General features: G+C 73.6%; 12 protein-coding genes and 1 pseudogene. 10 read left to right on the top strand and 3 right to left on the bottom strand.

All coding sequences use genetic code 11. The features are described from left to right. The first annotated feature begins 85 nt into the window (after nucleotides 1–85). From ACSNOH_RS25280 to ACSNOH_RS25255, 6 genes are all read left to right on the top strand, one after another. Nucleotides 86–1090 (top strand): LLM class flavin-dependent oxidoreductase, encoded by a 1005-nt coding sequence (locus ACSNOH_RS25280; protein WP_436723719.1) that lies wholly within the window; start codon nucleotides 86–88, stop codon nucleotides 1088–1090. A 29-nt stretch (nucleotides 1091–1119) separates the two neighbouring features. Then, nucleotides 1120–2307 (top strand): NtaA/DmoA family FMN-dependent monooxygenase, encoded by a 1188-nt coding sequence (locus ACSNOH_RS25275; RefSeq protein ID WP_436723720.1) that lies wholly within the window; start codon nucleotides 1120–1122, stop codon nucleotides 2305–2307. 5 nt (nucleotides 2308–2312) lie between these two features. Continuing rightward, the gene (locus ACSNOH_RS25270) at nucleotides 2313–3113 is read left to right on the top strand and encodes a DUF1684 domain-containing protein (protein WP_436723718.1); all 801 of its coding nucleotides are present in this window, start codon (nucleotides 2313–2315) and stop codon (nucleotides 3111–3113) included. 337 nt (nucleotides 3114–3450) lie between these two features. Beyond that, complete coding sequence (locus ACSNOH_RS25265) at nucleotides 3451–4332, top strand: S1 family peptidase (RefSeq protein WP_436723717.1); 882 nt, start codon at nucleotides 3451–3453, stop codon at nucleotides 4330–4332. A 147-nt stretch (nucleotides 4333–4479) separates the two neighbouring features. Then, complete coding sequence (locus tag ACSNOH_RS25260; protein WP_436723716.1) at nucleotides 4480–5355, top strand: slipin family protein; 876 nt, start codon at nucleotides 4480–4482, stop codon at nucleotides 5353–5355. An 829-nt stretch (nucleotides 5356–6184) separates the two neighbouring features. Beyond that, nucleotides 6185–7291 carry a S1 family peptidase gene (locus tag ACSNOH_RS25255; RefSeq protein WP_436723715.1) on the top strand — a complete coding sequence of 369 codons (1107 nt, stop codon included), beginning with the start codon at nucleotides 6185–6187 and terminating at the stop codon, nucleotides 7289–7291. A 245-nt stretch (nucleotides 7292–7536) separates the two neighbouring features. Here the strand turns inward: ACSNOH_RS25255 and ACSNOH_RS25250 are convergent, their stop codons facing one another. Continuing rightward, entirely contained in the window at nucleotides 7537–7992 is a 456-nt protein-coding gene (locus ACSNOH_RS25250) for a subtilase-type protease inhibitor (protein ID WP_436723714.1), read from the bottom strand. A 413-nt stretch (nucleotides 7993–8405) separates the two neighbouring features. Here ACSNOH_RS25250 and ACSNOH_RS25245 point away from each other — a divergent pair, with 413 nt between their 5' ends. The 4 genes from ACSNOH_RS25245 (at nucleotide 8406) to ACSNOH_RS25230 (ending at nucleotide 14190) form a co-directional block, all read left to right on the top strand. Then, a complete protein-coding gene (locus ACSNOH_RS25245) occupies nucleotides 8406–9434 on the top strand; it encodes an ABC transporter permease (protein ID WP_436723713.1) in 1029 nt (342 codons plus the stop codon). A 167-nt stretch (nucleotides 9435–9601) separates the two neighbouring features. Beyond that, complete coding sequence (locus tag ACSNOH_RS25240) at nucleotides 9602–11365, top strand: ABC transporter substrate-binding protein (protein ID WP_436723712.1); 1764 nt, start codon at nucleotides 9602–9604, stop codon at nucleotides 11363–11365. 39 nt (nucleotides 11366–11404) lie between these two features. Next, nucleotides 11405–12397, top strand: coding sequence for an ABC transporter permease (locus ACSNOH_RS25235; protein WP_436723711.1), 993 nt, complete (start codon nucleotides 11405–11407; stop codon nucleotides 12395–12397). Continuing rightward, nucleotides 12394–14190 (top strand): dipeptide ABC transporter ATP-binding protein, encoded by a 1797-nt coding sequence (locus ACSNOH_RS25230; RefSeq protein WP_436723710.1) that lies wholly within the window; start codon nucleotides 12394–12396, stop codon nucleotides 14188–14190. The genes ACSNOH_RS25235 and ACSNOH_RS25230 overlap by 4 nt, the downstream gene beginning before the upstream one ends. Here ACSNOH_RS25230 and ACSNOH_RS25225 read toward each other — a convergent pair. Both ACSNOH_RS25225 and ACSNOH_RS25220 read right to left on the bottom strand, forming a co-directional pair. Beyond that, complete coding sequence (locus ACSNOH_RS25225) at nucleotides 14170–15081, bottom strand: terpene synthase family protein (protein ID WP_436723709.1); 912 nt, start codon at nucleotides 15079–15081, stop codon at nucleotides 14170–14172. The two genes, ACSNOH_RS25230 and ACSNOH_RS25225, sit on opposite strands and share 21 nt — an antisense overlap. A 938-nt stretch (nucleotides 15082–16019) precedes the next feature. Then, a pseudogene (locus tag ACSNOH_RS25220) lies at nucleotides 16020–16199 on the bottom strand (DUF3533 domain-containing protein); the annotation flags it as partial.

Genomic DNA, 16199 nt, shown 5'->3' with positions numbered 1-16199 from the left:
CCGCACCCCCAGCCGCCCCCGCCCGTCCGTGTGACCGACCGGGCGGTCAGCCCGTTCGTGGACCCCATAACCCCCAGGGAAGCCCATGTCCGCACCCATACGGCCGCTGCACCTGGCCGTGAGCATTGACCGTCCCGGCGTCCGGGACGCCGGAACCTACGTCCGTGCCGCCCGCCTCGCCGAGCGCGGCCGGCTGGACTTCGTCACCCTCGGCGACACCCTCGGCCCGCCGCGCCGCGGCGCGAGCCGTCTCGACGCCCTCGCCGTCCTCGCCCGCGTCGCGCCCGCCACCGAACGGATCGGCCTGGTGCCCACCGTCACCACCACCCACACCGAGCCGTTCCGCGTCGCCGGCGCCCTCGCCACCCTGGACTGGGTGAGCGACGGCCGCGCCGGATGGACCGCCGAGGTGTCCGCGACCGAGGCCGAGGCCCGCCACTTCGGCCGCCGCGCCCCGGCCCCCGCCGACGCGCTCTGGCAGGAGGCCGCCGCGTTCGCCGACGCCGCCGCCCGGCTCTGGGACGGCTGCGGCGCCGGCGGCCCCCTCCTCGACCGCGACAATCCGCACCGCGCCGGCTTCGAAGGCCCCGGCGGGTCCGTCCGCGGACCCTCGGCCGTGCCCCGCCCGCCGCAGGGCAGGCCGGTGACCGCCGTCGACGCCACCCGCCTGCCGGCCCGCGCGGCCGCCGCCCGCCACGCCGACGTCGTCTACCTCCGCACCGGGCCCTCGCCCGCGCCCGGCGCGGTCCGCGCCGCCCGCGAGGACCTGCACGCCCGGCTGCGCGCCCTGGGCCGCGACCCCGGCCGGGTCGTCGTCCTCGCCTCCCTGCCCGTCGCGCTGTACGCGGCGGCCGACGCCGTCGCCCTCGCCGGCCTGGCGGGCTCCTGGTGGGCGGACGGCGTCGTCGACGGCTTCCACTTCCGGCCCCGCGACCCCGACCGCGACCTCGCCCTGCTGGTCGACGGGACCGTGCCCGTCCTCCAGCACCGGGGCCTGCTCCGCTCCTTCTACCCCGGCGGCACGCTCCGCGAGCACCTCTGCCTGCCCCGCCCCGCCAACCGCTACGCCACCGCGAGGAGGACCGCATGACCGCTCCCAGGGTGCGCCGGCGCCGGCAGATGCACCTGGCCGTGCAGTTCCCCGCCGCCGGCAGCACGACGGCGCCGACCGGCCCGCGGCCGGGGAGGCCCCACTCCACCTTCTCCTCTCCTTCGTCTTCGTCTTCGTCCTCTCCTTCGTCCTTCTCGTCGTTCCGGCACCTCGCCGCCACCGCCGAACGCGGCCTCTTCGACTTCTTCCTCGTCCCTGACGACGCCGGCGGCCCCGAGCCGGTCACCGTGCTGAGCGCCCTCGCCGCCGTCACCGAGCGGATCGGCCTGGCCGCCGGCGGCGGCACCACGTTCACCGAGCCCTACGAACCGGCCCGCCGGCTCGCCTCCCTGGACCACCTCAGCGACGGGCGCGCCGCCTGGGACGTCGGCACCCCCTCTGACGGATACGCACGCGCCGCCGAGTTCGTCGCCGCCGCGCGCGCCCTGTGGGACTCCTGGACGCCCGGGGGCGTGCCGCGCCCCTTCTCCCACCACGGGACGCACTTCTCCCTGTCCGGCACCTTCGACGTGGCCCGCGGCCCGCAGGGGCACCCGGTCGTCCTGCACGCCGGAGACTCCGAGGAGGGGCGGGAGTTCGCGGCCTCCGCAGCCGACGTGGTGCTCACCCGCAGGGCACCCGGGGACCGCCTGCGGGCCTTCGCCGCCGACGTCGGGCGGCGGCTCGCCGCGTACGGGCGGCAGCCGGGGGAGCTGAAGGTCATGCCGTGCGTGACGTTCGCCCTCGGGGACACCGACGCCGAGGCCCAGGAGAACGCCGCCGAGATCCGTAAACAGCAGGTCTCGCCGCAGAACGCGCTGCTCGCCCTGGAACGGGTCTGGGGCCGCGACTTCTCCGGCTGCGACCCCGACGGCCCGCTGCCCCGCACCGGCCCGGACCCCACCGCGGAGGCGGCCCGGTGGCGGGCCGTGGCCGAGGCCGAAGGGCTGTCCGTCCGGCAGACCGTGATCGAGATGACCGGGCGGCAGACCTTCGTCGGCAGTCCCGCGTCGGTCGCCGCACAGCTGGACGAGTGCGTCGCCTCCGGGGCGGCCGACGGGTTCGTCCTCCTCCCGCACCTCGCCCCGGGCGGGCTGGACGAGTTCGCCGACCGCGTCGTGCCGCTGCTGCAGGAGCGTGGCGCGTTCCGTACGGAATACACGGGCGCGACGCTGCGCGAGCACCTCGGGTTGCCGCTGCCCGTATGGAAGGGTTGACCGTCATGAGCACGGACACGGTGCGCGACGCACGACAGCAGTGGACAGCGTGGCGCGAAGAGCGCACGGAGACGGTCTCGGCACCGTACGGACCCCTCGCCCTGACGGGCACGCACTGGCTCGCCGACGCGTCCGAGGGGCGCATTCCCGCCATTCCCGGGCAGTGGGCGGAGGAAGAGGACGCGGTACGGCTCACCGCCGCTGCCGCCGACGGGCTCACCCTGGACGGGCGGCCGCTGGACGGCGTGGTCCGGCTCCGCCCCGACAAGGGCCCCGCGGCCGCGGCCCGGGTCTCGTACGGGGGCCGGAAGCTCGTGGTGATACGGCGCGAGGGGCTGTGGGCGGTGCGCGTCTTCGACCCCGGCTCGGCCGGGCGGCGCGAGTTCGCCGGGATCGACGTCTTCGACCACGACGAGAAGTGGTTGCTGCCCGGCGTCTTCCGCCCGTACGGCAGCAGCCGGCGGGTGAGCGTGGCGAACGCGGACGGGCGGGAGAGGGGCCTGGGCCTGGACGGCGAGCTCGTCTTCACGGTCGCCGGGACCGAACACACGCTGCAGGCCGCGCTGGAGGTGGACGGCACGCTGTGGGCGGTGTTCGCCGACGCGACGAGCGGGACGTCCAGCTACCGCTTCCGCTTCCTGCGCGCGCCGGCGCCGGGCGTCGACGGGCGGGTGACGCTCGACTTCAACCGGGCGCTGCTGCCGCCGTGCGCCTTCGCGGACCACTTCATCTGCCCGTTCCCGCCGCCGGGCAACACGCTGCCGGTCGCCGTGCCGGCGGGCGAACGAGACGTGTTGCGAGGATAGGGCCCGCTGCTCCCGGGGCCGGACTCGCCCGGGGGGGGCATGCAGGCAGGCACGGAGAATCCGCCGCGGCGGTGAGCAAACCCCGCGGCGGACACCGGTGGTGAACGCGGCATGGGGCCCCACGCCGCGTCCACCACGCCTCGCGAGGCGACCCGTGCCCCGCGAGGGGGCCCGCGCCCCGCGAGGGGGCCCCGCCCCGGCCGAAACGGGCTCTTGCGGTCGTCGTCGCGTGACCCGAATACTCCCGAGCAGCGCTTGTCAGGGGCACGGCGAAAACGGAATCCCGCGTGCCCGTACGGCTGCGCCTCACCTACCGACCCCACTCGGGAGGAACCACGTGAGGATCACCACGGCGACCCGCGTCGCCCTCGCCTCCACCCTCGCCGCCGCGGCGGCGTTCATCGGCACCGCCGCCCACGCCGAACCCGCCGCCGGTTCCGCCGCCCGGCTCGCCGCCGCCGGCGCCGCCGTGCAGTCCGCGGACGTCGCCGGCACGGCCTGGGCCGTCGACCAGGACAGCGGCACCCTCGTGGTCACCGCCGACTCCACCGTCACCGACACCGCCCTCGCCAGAATCAGGCAGCAGGCCGGCCCCGCCGCCGACGCGATACGGGTCGAGCGGACCGCCGGTGTCCTTCGCCCCTACCTCGCCGGCGGTGACGCGATCTACGCCCCGAGCTGGCGCTGCTCGCTCGGCTTCAACGTGCGCAAGGGCAACACCGCCTACTTCCTCACCGCGGGCCACTGCACCGAGGGCAAGCCGCCCTACTACACCAACTCCAGCCACACCACCAGCATCGGGCCCACCACCGGCACCAGCTTCCCGGGCAACGACTACGGCATCGTGCAGTACACCAACGGCTCCCTCGCGCACCCCAGCGAGGTCAGCCTCGGAGGCGGCCGCACCCAGCGGATCACCGCCGCCGGCAACGCGAGCGTCGGCCAGGCCGTCCAGCGCAGCGGCTCCACGACCGGCGTGCACGGCGGCAAGGTCACCGGCCTCAACGCCACCGTCAACTACGGCAACGGCCAGGTCGTCCGCGGCCTGATCAAGACGAACGTGTGCGCCGAGCCCGGCGACAGCGGCGGCGCCCTGTTCGCCGGGTCCACCGCGCTCGGCCTGACCTCCGGCGGCAGCGGGAACTGCCGCTCCGGCGGGACGACGTTCTTCCAGCCCGTCGGCCCGGCGCTCAAGGCGTACGGCGTGACCATCGGCTGACGGCGCGGCCCGCCGTCACCCGGGCCCCCGTCACCCGGCCCCCGGCACCCGAGCCCCCGGCCCGCACACCGGCCGGGGGCTCGACCCTGTGCCCGATACGGGCATACCGTGGACATAACACCTGAGATGTACGGCAGGGGGCCTCCCATGGTCGAGGATCTGGTGATGGCAGCCGTGGGCGTGGCGTCCGCCGGGGCGGTCTACGTCATGGCGGCGGCCCGCGTGGTCAAGCAGTACGAGCGGGGCGTGGTGCTGCGGCTCGGGCGCCTCCTGCCCGGGATCCGCCCGCCGGGATTCACCATGATCATCCCGGGCGTCGACCGGCTGCGTAAGGTGAACATGCAGATCGTGACGATGCCCGTGCCCGCCCAGGAGGGCATCACCCGCGACAACGTCACCGTGCGGGTCGACGCGGTCGTCTACTTCAAGGTCGTGGACCCGGCCGAGGCCGTGATCGCCGTGGAGGACTACCGCTTCGCGGTCTCGCAGATGTCCCAGACGTCCCTGCGTTCGATCATCGGCAAGAGCGACCTGGACGACCTGCTCTCCAACCGGGAGAAGCTCAACCAGGGCCTGGAGCTCATGCTCGACAGCCCCGCCATCGGCTGGGGCGTGCAGATCGACCGGGTGGAGATCAAGGACGTCTCGCTGCCGGAGACGATGAAGCGGTCCATGTCCCGGCAGGCGGAGGCCGAGCGGGAGCGGCGGGCGCGGGTGATCAACGCGGACGCGGAGCTGCTCGCGTCGAAGAAGCTCGCCGAGGCGGCGGCCACGATGGCCGACCAGCCGTCGGCGCTGCAGCTGCGGCTGCTGCAGACGGTGGTGGCGGTGGCTGCCGAGAAGAACTCCACGCTGGTCCTGCCGTTCCCGGTGGAGCTCCTGCGCTTCCTGGAACGGTCGGCCCAGCAGGGGCTGGTACCGCCGGACCCTCCACGCGCGCCCAAGCCACCCCCTCCGGAGGAACCGGGCCCTCTGACGTCCCCGGCGCCCCCGGAAGAGCTCCCCCCGACCGCGGAGCCCTAGCCCTACCGGGCGCGGCCGGACCGCTGCCGCGGTGACCCCGACGGCGTAGGCCCGCCGGTGCGGGCCGATCCGGCACCGCCGGTGTGCGCCGCGGGGGTGTCTCGCCGTTGCGGCGGGGTGGGGGCGGCGCCCCGGTCGGGGGGTGCGCAGCACCCGCGCTATGGGCGGCGGTGCTCCGGGCCGGTGAAAGGCCGCCCCGGGCTCTCGTTTCCGCCGCCGGGGCGAGCAACCCCTACGGCGTAGTCCGGCGGTGCCGGTCGGTCTGGCACCGCCGGTGTGCGCCGTCGGGGTGTCTCGCCGTTGCGGCGGAGGGTGGGTTGGCGCCCTGGCCGGGGCAGTGGACGGTGTCCGTGACCGGCGATGGCCGCACGGCCTCTGATCCCGCCGCGACGGCGGGGGCGAGGGCCCCGGCGCCCTGGTCGTGGAGTGCGCGGTGCCCGCGCTATGGGCGGCGGCGCCCCGGGCTCTCGTTTCCGCCGCCGCGGTGAGCAACCCCTACGGCGTAGCCCGGCGGTGCCGGGCCGGCCGGGCGTCTCGCGTTCGCGGAACGCAGCGCATGCGGACCCGCCTAATCCCAACGGACCAACCCCGCCCCGGCAAACGTCAGCGCGCCCGCGCCCGGCGCCGGGGCGGGGCGCGCGGGGGATACGCGCGCCAAGGGAGTTCCGCCTTGTGCGCGCCCTCCCCGGTTACGGAATACTCGACACGCCAACTTGGCATGGACGCGCCCTCTGTAAAGCCGTCGGCGAGCCCGTGTCGCATGTCCTCCGGGCCCGGTGAGCTACCGAGTTCCCTCCCCGCGGCCCAACCCCCCACCGGAGGTGCCGAGTTGAAGCGTAGATGGTTTCCCGCGCGCGTCGCCCTCGCCGCCGCGTCCGCCGCCGCCCTCGCGGCGGTCACTCTCAGTCCACAGCAGGCCGACGCTTCGCCCGGCTCGCCCGGAGTCCCCGCTCGCGCACCGTCCGCCGCCTCGGGCGCAGCGGAGGCCTCGGACGCCTCCCTCGCCCGGACGCTCGCCGCCGCGCTGGGGGGCGCCGCCGCCGGTTCGTACTACGACTCCACCCTCGGCAGGCTCGTCGTCGACATCACCGACGGGAAGGCCGCCCGCATCGTGCGCGCGGCGGGCGCCGCGCCCCGCGTCGTTACGAACTCGAAGGCCGAGCTCGACTCCGCCCACGCGGCGCTCGATTCCCGGATCACCACCCCCGGCACCGCCTGGGCGACCGATCCGCGGCTCAACAAGGTCGTCCTGACCGCCGACCCCACGGTCTCGGCGGCGGACCTGTCGCGGATCCGGGACACCGCCCGCTCGCTCGGCAGCGCGGTGGTGGTCAAGAGGTCCCCCACGAAGCTCACCCGGTTCATCGCGGGCGGCGACGGCATCTGGGGCGCGCAGTTCCGCTGCTCGCTCGGCTTCAACGTGAAGCGGGCCGGCAAGCCCGACGGCTTCCTGACGGCCGGGCACTGCGGCCAGGCCGAGGCCGCGTGGCGCGCCTCGAACGGCGGCCCCGTGATCGCGAGGACCGAGGCCTGGACGTTCCCCGGCCGGGACTACGCCATCGCCGCCTACCCCGCCACCGGAGCCGTGGACCACCCGAGCGCCGTGAACCCCGGCCTGAGGCCCATCACCGGCGTCGGCACCGCCACCGTCGGCCAGGCCATCAGCCGCAGCGGCTCCTCGACGGGCCTGAAGACCGGCACGGTCACCGCCCTCAACGCCACGGTCAACTACAAGGAGGGCCAGGTCACCGGCCTGATCGAGACCAGCGCCTGCGCCGAGGCCGGTGACAGCGGCGGCCCCCTCTACGCCGGGAGCCTGGCCCTCGGACTGCTCTCCGGCGGCAGCGGGAACTGCACGGTGCCCCTCCCGTCGCCGCGGACGTACTTCCAGCCGGTCCAGGAGGCCCTCAGCGCGTACGGCGCGACCATCCCCTGAGGCTGAGGCTGAGGCTGAGGCTGAGGCCGAGGAAAGACGCGGCCCCCGGACACACCTCCACGGTGTCCGGGGGCCGTTCCACGCGGGGTCGTTCCCCGCGTAGCCGTTCGTTGTCGTTCGGTGCCGTTCTCTGTCGTTCTCTGCCGTTCTTTGCCGTTCTTTGCCGTTCTTTGCCGTTCTCTGCGTACGGCCTGTTCGGCCGCGTTCAGCCGTGTCCGGCCGCGTTCAGCCGGTCAGCCGGGGTTTCAGAACTCGAAGAGCGTGCCCTTGCCCGCCTTCGCCTCGCACGGGTTCGCGAAGGTGCGCTCGAAGCGGACCCGCTGGCCCTCCCACACGCCGTCGGCGGTGACGACGCTCGGGTTCCACTCCCTGGTGCAGGCCGTGCCGGACTTGATGGTGGTGATCTTCTCGAAGTCACCACCGGCCGCCCGCAGCGCCGCGCAGGCGCCCTTCGCGTCCGGGTGCGAGCCGGTCGCCTTGGGGAAGCAGGTCAGCGTGACCGCGCGGTCGACCGAGGCCTCACGGGAGTTCGCTCCGTGACCGACGGTCAGGACCAGGGCGGAGGCGGCGTACAGACTCTGCGTCTGTGCCGCGGGGGCAGGTGCGGGTGCTGCGCTCGCGGTCGTCGTTCCGGCGGCCAGGAGGCCGCCGCCCAGTGCCAGCGCGGCGCCCATCGCGATGCCCCCAGTGATGTACCGCATTCCGAACACTCCCTTGCTCGTGGCTGCAGATAACGGACGGCAGTCTTACCCAAGTTGAGCGTGAACGCACATGGATCGAACACTTTCAGTCGCTGGTTGAAAACCCTCAGTAGTGGCCGGAATTTGTGTGAGGCACGTCTCATACGAGCCCCACCGTGAAGTGCCGCCCTTCATCGGCCGACCGCTTCGCGGCAATTGCGGGGTTTTCATGTTACGGGGATGTTGACCAGCAAAGATTCCTTGTAATCAACGAATAATTATCCAACTCGCCTTCAAAAAGACGGATTGCGGACCCTGTTTTCGTTGGATCTAATGATCCGCACGCCGGATCGGGCGATCCCCGCACACCGGCCGAAAAGAGGCCCGCCATGTGACCGAGCGGCGGCCGGAGCGATACAGGAGCGCCGCAGCAAATGGCCGAAGAGCACTCAGGGAGACCCTCCAGGGACGCCTCCGCGGCGCCCTTGCGAGGGTTCACCGCGACCCCCTCGCAAGGGCCCGCCACCCCCTCCCGCGGGCCGTTCGCCACCGCCTGCCGCGCGTTCCGCCGCGACCGTACGGGCATGGCCGCGCTCGCCGTCGTCGTCTTCTGCGCGCTGCTCGCGGCCGCCGCGCCCCTGGTCACGGCCCTCTACGGCAAGGACCCCACCTCCCACTACGGGCAGGAAACCCCCGGTCTGCTGAGCGCCGAAGGCCTTCCGGTCCTGCCCGACGGCGGCATCTCCGCCGAGCACTGGTTCGGCATCGAGCCCGGCCTCGGCCGCGACGTGCTCGCCCAGCTGCTGTACGGCATGCGGACCTCGCTGCTGGTGGCCCTCGCCTCCGTCACGGTGATCGCCGTGGCGGGCGTCGTCCTCGGCGTGACCGTCGGCTACCTCAGCGGCCTCGCCGACCGCGTCTTCACTTTCGTATGCAATGTGCTGCTCGGTTTTCCGACACTCCTGCTTCTCCTCGCGCTCAGCCCGGTGATCCGCACCCGCTTCGTCGGCCCCGGCGAGAACGAGCCCGCCTGGATGCAGTTCACCTCGCTCATCCTGGTGTTCTCGGCCTTCGGCTGGGTGCCGCTCGCGATGGTCCTGCGCACGTCCGTACGGGCCCTGCGCGAGCGGGAGTTCGTCGAGGCGGCGCGGGCCGTCGGAGCGAGCCGCCGGCACATCGTGCTGCGCGAGCTGCTGCCCAACGTGTGGGCGCCCGTGCTCGTGCACATCACGCTCGCCGTCCCCGGCATCGTCACCGCCGAGGCCGCGCTGTCCTTCCTCGGCGTCGGCATCAACGAACCGATCCCCGACTGGGGCCGCATGATCTCCCGCGGCTCCGAGGTCTTCTACGACGACCCGACCTACATGGTCTTCCCGGGCGCGGCGATCCTCGTCTTCGTCCTCGCGTTCAACGTTCTCGGGGACGCGGTCCGGGACGCGCTCGATCCGCGGATCGTGCGCTGACGCCTTCCGCCGGGGATTGTGCCGGCTCTGCCCGGAGCGTTGCCGGCTGCGGATGATCCGTGGCTGGTCGCGCCCACGCGGCGGAGGCGCACATCAACACAGCCCCGCGCCCCTGCGGGGCACACCGCCTTTCCCTCTCACCTTTCCCTCTCAACCCGGAGTTCACCATGGCCCGCACCCGTCCGCGCACCGCAGTCGTACCGGCTCTCGCCGCCGTCATGCTGCTCTGCTCCTGCTCGGCGGGTGCCCAGGGGAAGGCGGAGGAAAAGGCCGCCGCCAAGAGCGGTCAGCGGCTCACCGCAACGCTCGGCACCGCGAAGGACAGCCAGGGCCCGGCCCCGGCCGTCGAGGGCGCCCGGACCGGCGGCACGATCCGCATCGCCAACGCCGACGACTACAGCCACCTCGACCCGCAGAAGATCTACGCGGGCGAGTCGTACAGCACGTCCCTGCTGTGGGGACGTCAGCTGACTCAGTATCAGATCGTCGGCGGCAAGCCCAAGCTCGTCGGCGACCTCGCCACCGACACCGGGCAGTCCTCCGACGGCGGCCGCACCTGGACGTACAAGCTCAAGGACGGCATTGCCTGGGAGGACGGCGAGCCCATCACCTCCGAGCACGTCAAGTACGGCATCGAGCGCACCTTCGCCCCCGGCTTCGAACTCGGCCCCACCTACTGGCCCGAGTGGCTCACCGGCTCCGAGGACCGCACCGCCGCCGTCGCGAAATACGCCGGACCCGAGCACGGCGACCTCGATGCCATCGAGACGCCCGACGCCAAGACGATCGTCTTCCACTTCCCGCAGCCGCAGTCCGACGTGCCCTACATGGCCGCCCAGTCCTCCTCGTCCCCCGTCCGCAAGGACAAGGACACCGGTACCGGCTACGACACCCGGCCCTTCGCCACCGGCCCCTACCGCATCGCCGAGCACAAGCAGAACCAGAGCCTGACCCTGGAGCGCAACCCGCACTGGAAGCCGGAGACCGACCCCGTCCGCCACCAGTACGCCGACCGCTTCGAGTTCACCTTCGGCAAGAAGATCCTCAACACCGCGCAGGAGGTCCTCAACGGGCGCGGCGACGGCCCGCGCACGCTCTCCACCAAGAGCGAGGTCCCGCCGGAGCTCTACGCCGAGGCGCAGCGCGACCCCAAGAAGAAGGAGCTCCTCGTCCCGGGCAGCCAGGGCGCCTACACCAGCGACCTCTACATCAAGAACAGCCGCGTCACCGACCCCGAGGTCCGCAAGGCCATCCACTACCTCTTCCCGCGCGAGCAGGCCCGCCAGGTCCTCGGCGGCCCGCGCCTCGGCGACTTCGCCACCACGCTCTCCTCGCCCGCCGTCGTCGGCTGGAAGAAGTACGACCTCTACCCCGTAGCGCCCACCGGGGACATCGAGAAGGCCAAGGAGCACCTGGCCAGGGCCAGGACCAGGCCCGGCACGCTCACGTACGCGTACGAGAGCGACGCCCCCGAGAAGGACCGGCTCGCCCAGGTCCTCGTCGACGCCTTCGCCAAGGCCGGCATCAAGCTCGTCACCAGGCCGCTGGAGAAGGCCGCGTTCACCAACGAGGTCTTCCGCGGACCCGCCCCCTACGACCTGTGGCTGTCCACCAACTCCGTCGACTGGCCCACCCCGTCCACGCTCCTGCCCGACAGCTACCACAGCAAGCTCGACGCCCTCGCCAATCCCATCCGCTACGCCAACCCCGCCGTGGACAAGGAACTGGAGCGCATCGCCGGCATCGGCGACGCCCGGCAGAAGGCCGACGCGCTCATCGCCCTGGAGGAGACCGTCATGAAGGACGTGCCGGTCGTGCCGTTCCTCTACACCAGCGTCACCCGGTTCCGGGGATCGGACATCGGCGGCGCCGCGATCCACCCGATCTACGGCTCCATCGCGGCGGCCGGCCTGTACCTGAAGAAGTCCTGATTCCCGAAGAAGCCCTGACCCCGGAAGCCCTGACCCGACATGACCGCCTACGTCCTGCGGCGGGCCCTCCAGGCCGCGGCGGTGCTCCTCGCGATCACCGCCGCCGCCTTCGGCCTCTTCTACGCCGCCCCGTCCGACCCCGCGCTCATCGCCTGCGGCCCCAAGTGCGACACCGCGCAGGTCGAAGCCGTGCGCCACAGCATGGGCCTCGACCAGCCGCCGGCCGGCCAGTACCTCGACTACCTGCGCGGCCTCGTCGCCGGCCGCACCATCAGCGACGTCGACGGCACCCCCATCGACTGCAGCGCGCCCTGCCTCGGCTACTCGTACACCCTCCACCAGCCGGTCCTCGACGCCATCGGCGACCGCTTCCCCGTCACCCTGTCGCTGGCCGGCGGCGCGCTCGTGGTGATCACCGTCCTCGGCGCCGGCACCGGCTTCACCGCCGCGCTGCGCCGGGGCACCGCAGCCGACCGGCTGCTGTCCGGCTTCACCTTGGTCGGCGCGAGCGTGCAGATCTACTTCCTCGGTTACGCCCTCCAGTACCTGCTCGTCTACAAGAGCGGGCTCCTGCCGCTGCCCGGCTACACGCCCCTCGCCGACGGGCCGGGCGCGTGGGCCACGGGGCTGCTCCTGCCCTGGCTCGTCCTCGGCTTCGTCAACGCCGCCGTCTTCGCCCGCCTCGCGCGCTCCCAGACCCTGGAGACGATGCACGAGGGATACGTGCGGACGGCCCGCGGCAAGGGGCTCACCGCGCCGCGGGCCCACCTGAAGTACACGGCGCGCGGCGCCGCCGGGCCCCTCGTGCAGCTCCTCGGGCTGGAGGCCGGGGCGCTCTTCGGCGGCGCGTTCATCACCGAGACCGTCTTCGGGCTCGGCGGCGTCGGCAAGCTCGCCGTCGACTCCGTCGTCCAGAACGACCTGCCGACGGTCGTCGGCACGGTCCTGCTCGCCGCCTTCTTCGTGGTGGTCTTCGTCGCCCTCGCCGACCTGGTGATGGCCCGGCTCGACCCGAGGGTGAGGCTCACATGACCCCGGCACTGTCCGTACGGGACCTGACGGTCTCCTTCAAGGGGCGAGGCGGTACGGAGCACACCGCCGTGGAAGGCCTCTCCTTCTCCCTGGCGCCCGGTGAAGTCCTCGGCCTCGTGGGGGAGTCCGGCTCGGGCAAGTCCACGGCCGGGCTGGCCGCGATGGGGCTCCACGACCCGGCCCGTACGCGGGTGAGCGGGAGCGTGCTGGTCGGGGGCGAGGAGGTGGTGGGCGCGCCCGACTCCGCGGTGCGCGCCCTGCGCGGCTCCCGGATCGCCATGGTCTTCCAGGACGCCCTGGCCGCGCTCTCGCCCTTCCACACGGTGGGCGCGCAGCTGGCGGAGGCGTACCGTGTGCACGCCGCGGCGGCGGGCGCCGGCCGCCGGCGGGCCGACGCCCGCGAGAAGGCCCTGGCCATGCTGGAACGGGTCGGCATCCCGGCCGCTCGCGCCCGCGACTACCCGCACCGGTTCTCGGGCGGCATGCGGCAACGGGTGATGATCGCGATGGCGCTGATCAACAGCCCGGACGTGGTCGTCGCCGACGAACCGACGACGGCGCTGGACGCGCGCGTGCAACGGCAGGTCCTCGACCTGCTCGCGGAGCTCCGGGAGGAGAGCGGCACGGCGGTGCTGCTCATCACGCACGACGTGGGCGTCGTCGCCGGAACGTGCGACCGCATGCTCGTCATGCGGGGCGGGCGGGGCCTGGAGGAGGGCCCCACCCGCAAGCTGCTGAACGACGCGGCACACCCGTACACACGAGCGCTGATCGGGGCGGCCCCGACGCTGCACACGGTGCCGGGGACGCGCTTGCCGACGATCGACGCTCCGGTGCCGGCGCAGGCGGGGGAGTCCGGCGGTGCCGGGCGCGGACCGTTCACGGTGACGGCTGGGCCGATCGCCGCCGCGTCTGCCGGTGCCCGGCAGGGGCTGTCCGCCGCGACGGCGAGCTGCCCCGCGGTGGAGTCCGGCGGTGCCGGGCCGGCCGCTGCCGTGGCCTCGCCCATCCGGCGGCCCCTTGCCGAAGTCGTCGACCTTCACGTGGAGTTCGGGGGCCGCCGGAGCGGGCGGAGTCGCCGGGGCGCCGTTCACGCCGTACGCGGCGTGAGCCTGCACATCGGCGCCGGGGAGACCCTCGGCCTCGTGGGGGAGTCCGGGTCCGGGAAGTCGACCACGGCGCGGGTCCTCGCGGGGCTGCAGCGGCCCACGTCGGGGGACGTCCGCTTCGACGGCCGCGACATCTCCCGCGCCGCGGCCGACACCCGCCTGCGCCGCGAGCTCAGCCGTGACGTACAGCTGGTCTTCCAGGACCCGTACGCGTCGCTCAACCCGCGCCGTACGGTCGAGGAGATCGTCACCACCCCGCTGCGGGTGCACACCGCCCTGGGCAGGGCGGAGCGCCGCGCGCGGGCGGCCGAGCTGCTGGAGCAGGTGGGCCTGCGGGCCGGAGACCTGCCCCGCTACCCGCACGAGTTCTCCGGCGGCCAGCGCCAGCGCATCGGCATGGCCCGCGCGCTCGCCCTCCGCCCGCGCCTGATCGTCGCGGACGAGCCCGTGTCGGCGCTCGACGTGTCCGTGCAGGCCCAGGTGCTGAACCTCCTCATGGACCTCCGCGACGAACTGGGCCTGTCCCTGCTGTTCGTCTCGCACGACCTCGCCGTCGTGCGGCACTTCTGCGACCGGGTGGCGGTGATGCGGACCGGGCGCGTGGTCGAGAGCGGCCCGCGCGACGAGGTCTTCGGCGACCCGAAGGCGCCCTACACGCGTGAGCTACTCGCGGCCACGATGTAGGGCGGTGCCCGCGCCGCCGCTCGTGGAGGGGACGGGCGGCGGCGGGGGACGCCGTGGACGCAGGAGGTCCACGGGGACGCCGGTGACGTCGTCGGCGAGGAGCAGCCGCCGGGACTCCCCGGCCCGCCCCTCGCGCGGGGCCCACGCCAGGTGGCCGTCGGCCCAGAGGGAGAGCGCGCGGCTCCAGGCGGCGACGGCGGGGGAGGGCGCCTCCTGTCCGAGGCGGAGCAGCGCGCTCCGGAGGGCTTCACGGGCGGTACCGCCCCGGGTGAGCGCGGCGTCCGTGGCTTCGGTGACGGCCTGAAAGGACGCCAGCTCCCGTACGGCGGGCGGCAATTCGTTCCGGCAGGCGTACGCGACGAGGTCGGGCACGGTCGCGGTCGCGAGCCCGTCCCACGCCCGCCGCCCGGCGGCGCACTCGCCGAAGCGCGCGGCGACCCGGGCGCGCCAGGCGGGCGGCATCGAGGGCGCGGTCATCCGCCAGACGTCGGCGAGCGCCCGCTGCAGGGCGGTCCGCGGGGGCGGGACGGGCCCGCCGTCCGGCGGCAGGAAGTCGGGCAGCGCGTCGTACCCGTACGCGCTCTCCTCCTCCCGGTGGTGGAACCGGTCGTCGAGCGCGTGGAACCACACCAGCCAGGCCGAGACCCGCTGCAGCCGCCCGCACTCGGCCTCCGGCGCCACCCGCGCCGCGAACTCCGCGCACCCAGCCCGGCGGAAGCGCTGCTGCGCGGAGAAGGACTGGATCAGCCCGGTCCGCCGCACCCAGCGGTCGGTGAACGCGACGGCTTCGTCGAGGTACGGGCTGATCCGGCGGACCCGCCCGGCAGCGGACTCGGGGAAGGACTCGGGGAGCTCGGTGACCGGCGGCCGGAAACGGGGCACGGGGGGCACGGCGTTCCTCAAGGACGAGGGTGCGGGCGGGGGACGAGGCGCTGAGCGGTGCTGAAGTCACAGCGTCCACCCCGGCGCCGCGCCGGATCCATGCCCCGGCCCCCTTCGCCAACGGCTCATCAGCGCACCCCGGGGCGCGCGGGCCGCCCCCGCACGCCGGGCGGCGGCGCGCGGATCAGCCGACCGTCAAGCGCTCGACGGCGGCCAGCACCCGGCCCGCCCCGTCCTCGGCGGCGACGCGCGCGGCGACGGTACGCGCGCGTGCCCGGTGGGCGGGGTTCTCGTGTAGGGCATGACGTCCCCGGCCGACCCCGCCGTCACTATGAGAACTCGCATGCGCGGAAGTCTCCCCGGGCAGCGGTGCACCATGCGCTGGGGGCGCCCGTGGCTGGGAATCGTGGGTCGGGTGCGGGGGAGCGGGCTCGCTCTGCTGCGGCTCTTTGTCACCGGTGCGGCTGAATGGCCGCCCGGATGTGGTGGGGAGACGCTAGGCTGATACTTGCCTCGGCGGGCCGGTCCGGCCGGGGACGGGTGTATCCGTAACCGGAGGCACCAGGATAAAGAGACCCCCACCAGGGAATTGGGCCTTCCGCGGTGAGGGTCGGACCGGAATCGATGTTCCGGGCCGGAGGCTTCTAAAGCAAGCCTCCGGTCACATCCCGCACATCCACCTCCATAGTTCCTTGATCACTGCGGCGACCATCGCTGCAGCAACCCGTTCCCACGAAGGCTTCTTCCGGTGGCGTCCCGTCATAGGGGCGCCCCCCTTTCCCCACGCGGCCATGCCCGGTGACCGCTCCGGAGGAACCCGGCCGTCCGGGCCCTCCGCGAACCCGACGACTGTCGGCTCCTCCTGGAAGGGGGGCGCCCTCACTCGGGGGCGCCGCAGAGAACATTAGCCGCGAACCGGGATCAACTGCCGTCCCTAGAAGGGACGTTCACTCTTCGGAGTTCTTTTCCTGTCGTTTCAGCCCCGCACACCCCATCGTCACCGCCACCCCCGCCACCGCCCAAGCGCCCAGCACCAGCAGGGACGGCGTCAGGCCGTTGCCGTTGAAGTAGGCGATCGAGCGGGCGGACCAGGTGCCGGCGCCCGGGGGGAGGGCGGGGCCGAGGGC

Origin of the sequence: Streptomyces sp. URMC 127 (assembly GCF_051386535.1) — a bacterium.
Lineage (GTDB): Bacteria > Actinomycetota > Actinomycetes > Streptomycetales > Streptomycetaceae > Streptomyces.
This window is presented reverse-complemented; position numbering and strand designations above follow the sequence as displayed.